Annotated in this window: 3 protein-coding genes; all 3 read right to left on the bottom strand. The window is 44.8% G+C overall.

The features are described 5' to 3' along the window. Window positions 1-61: 61 nt before the first annotated feature. Window positions 62-1675 carry a type I restriction-modification system subunit M gene (locus BUC22_RS21185; protein ID WP_073383766.1) on the bottom strand — a complete coding sequence of 538 codons (1614 nt, stop codon included), beginning with the start codon at window positions 1673-1675 and terminating at the stop codon, window positions 62-64. Then, on the bottom strand, window positions 1668-2327 hold the full coding sequence (gene fic / locus BUC22_RS21180; RefSeq protein ID WP_073383763.1) for a protein adenylyltransferase Fic: 660 nt from the start codon (window positions 2325-2327) through the stop codon (window positions 1668-1670). The genes BUC22_RS21185 and fic overlap by 8 nt, the downstream gene beginning before the upstream one ends. 18 nt (window positions 2328-2345) lie before the next feature. Beyond that, on the bottom strand, window positions 2346-3030 hold a 685-nt coding region (locus BUC22_RS21175), incomplete at its 5' end, for a restriction endonuclease subunit S (RefSeq protein ID WP_200805562.1).

Raw genomic sequence — 3030 nt, 5'->3', positions numbered from 1 at the left:
CTTCCGCTGTTCCCATGCGTTAGTAAAAAAGAACTGGGCCTTATGCCCAGCTCTCCAAGCTTTATTTTCCAAATAAACTAATGAATTTTTCCAATTCTTCCTGTGCTTCCTCGTTCGTACCACTTAGTTGCCCCAGCAAATCACATAAAAGATCGGTAGATTGTTTGATTTCAGTCTGCACATCGCAAAGTTCCTGCGCCAGCTGAGAAAGGGGGATAACTTCTTCCTCTTCAAAGGTATCGACATAGCGCGGAATATTGAGGTTATAGTCATTTTCCACGATTTCGCTCAAGGCTGCGACATGGGCGTATTTCTCTACATCCTCCCGGTTATGGTAGGTATCGATAATCTTCTTAATATTTTCTTCGGACAGCTTGTTCTGGTTTTTTCCTTTTTCAAAGTCATTGGACGCGTCGATAAAAAGGATATCCTTTGTCTTTCGCGCTTCCCGGCCTTTAAAAACAAGGACACAGGTGGGAATGCTTGTGCCGTAGAAAAGGTTGGCAGGCAGGCCGATGACCGTGTCCAGGAGGTTGTTTTCGATGATATTCTTTCGGATTTTCCCTTCGGAGGCGCCACGGAAAAGTACCCCATGGGGGAGGACGATGGCCATGGTTCCGGTTTTATCGAGGTGATACAATCCATGGAGGACAAAGGCATAGTCGGCCTTAGAAGCGGGCGCGACGCCGTAGCCCTTAAATCGTACATCCTTTTCCCGGTCAATGTTCTTAATATCCCATTTCTGGGAGTAGGGCGGATTTGCCACCACGGCGTCAAACTTCATGGGCAGCTGTACACCGTCTTTTTCATCAAAGGGCCAGTCGGAATCAAGGGTATCTGCGCGGCGCAGCTCCATGTTTTTATAATTGACCCCGTGCATCATCAGGTTCATGCGCGCCAGGTTGTAGGTGGTGGTGTTGAGCTCCTGACCATAGAAATCTACCGCCCCTTCGGCTTCGCCCCCGGGCAGTTCCTTTTGTACGGTAAGCAGAAGGGAGCCGCTCCCCATGGTGGGGTCATATACTCTAAATTGCTTATCCACGGCCTGGGCATCAGTGGTGACAATTTGCGCCAGAATCTGGCTGACTTCGTGGGGGGTATAAAATTCCCCGCCCTTTTTGCCCGCGTTGGCGGCAAACTGGCCAATCAGGTATTCATACACATCCCCGAGGATATCGTGTCCCGATTCATCTTTAAAATTAAATTCGTTGATCATGAGCACAATATCGTTAAGGGCCTTGGCGCGTTCATTGGTGCTGGCGCCCAGGCGGGTATCCCCGAGGTTCACATCGGAAAAGACATTGGCAAAATCGGACTGGGCATTTTCATTTCGCTTTGCATTGGCATTAAAGGAATCGAACATATCCTGAAAGTCGCTGGCAATAATTTTATGCGATTCGATTTTGATGACCATTTTATCCCAGGTGTAGTCTGGATTGATGGCGTAACCGATACTCTGAGAAATGTCCACCAGGTATTCCTCCAGCTCCTCTTCCGGAACGGTGTAAAACTCCTCAAGGCTGTTTTCCTTAAGGTACGCGTCCTGATTTTCAGATAGATAACGATAAAACATAAAGGGAAGAATATAATTTTTATATTCGCTGGCGTCCATGGTTCCCCGAAGGGTGTTGGCCATTCCCCATAATTTTGATGTAATATCCGTAGCGTTACTCATATTTTTGTTCCTCCTTTATACAAACATCTGTAATTTTTTCATAATTTTCAAGGTCTTCTGTCTTGAAAGCCGTGTAACCTTCGTAGTGATAGCTGGCGTCAATGCCTTTCATGTAGACTTCCCGGTCATTGATTTTGTCCGTGAGGGCTGCTTTCAGTAAAACTTTTATTTCCACATCTTTTATAGGGCTGCGCTCCATTGCGAGCAGATAATCTTCCTTATCGACCTTACTCCAATCTACCACCATTTTCAGTTCTTTTTTAAAAATACAGTCAAGCCAGATCCTTGTGCTTCGTCCGTTGCCCTCCCGAAAGGGGTGTGCGACATTCATCTCGACATATTTTTCGACAATTTCATCAAAGCCGGACTGCGGCATTTTCTCAATATTTGCAAGGGCCGCCTCAAGATACATGACCGGCGCGAAGCGGAAACTGCCCTTTGCGATGTTGACTGTCCGTATTTTTCCGGCGAAGTCATAAATATCCTCAAAGAGATACTGATGGATTTTCGCCAGACCTTCAAAGCTGCCCGCCTCAAAGGTATCGAGCCGTCCTGTTTCAAACAGCTCAAGCGCTTTCGCTTTACTGATCTTTTCTTCTTCCCGCGCAAGTTCAGCCGCCTCGGTGATGCCCAATTTATTTTCTAAAGCCATTTATAAGCCCCTTTCTCCTCAAACAAACATCATTTTAAGGCAGGATTTCTTGATATTTTGCAGCTTTTCCAGCTCATGCTGATGAAGGGTGATGAGGTGGTCAAGGCCACGAAAGCACCTGCCTATTTGCTGTTGTTCGGGCAATAACGGCACAGAAATATCAAGGTTTAAAAAATCTTTTTCATGAATTTTCCATTGTCCATAAACAACACCCTGACGAAATTTAACCATATCATTTATAAATTCTTTGCGTAATAGCATTCTCCCTAAAAAATCAGAATCAGCATTGTGTTTCGATTTGAAAATACTGTAAACCGGTGAAATACAAGCTTTTCCATAGTTATTAAGACCAATCGAACCCGTTTCCAAATTATTGGAACTATATATAAAATCGCCTTTTTCTGTTCTCTTGTATTTCTTTCCAACTTCGTCATTCACAAGGGCACTTCTATCGTATCTTTCGCCTTTAGGTGCAACACCGATATTCGCAATAAACGCCATTAGCGGATATTCTTCGCTCATAGGATACTGTTCATTACGTTCATTAAACAAGTCACCAACCTTCCGCTGTTCCCATGCGCCAGTAAATCCTTTGAAGCGAATTTCGGGAGTGGTCTCCCCATTTTTCGGAAACATTTTTTGTAATAGTGTTTTTTTTGCTTTGCATAAAAGGTCACACTTACGCTGATGAAGGGTGATGAGG

This window comes from Eubacterium callanderi, assembly GCF_900142645.1.
GTDB classification, from domain to species: domain Bacteria; phylum Bacillota; class Clostridia; order Eubacteriales; family Eubacteriaceae; genus Eubacterium; species Eubacterium callanderi.
Note: the sequence above shows the minus strand (reverse complement) of the source record. Positions and strands in the feature narration are given on the sequence as shown.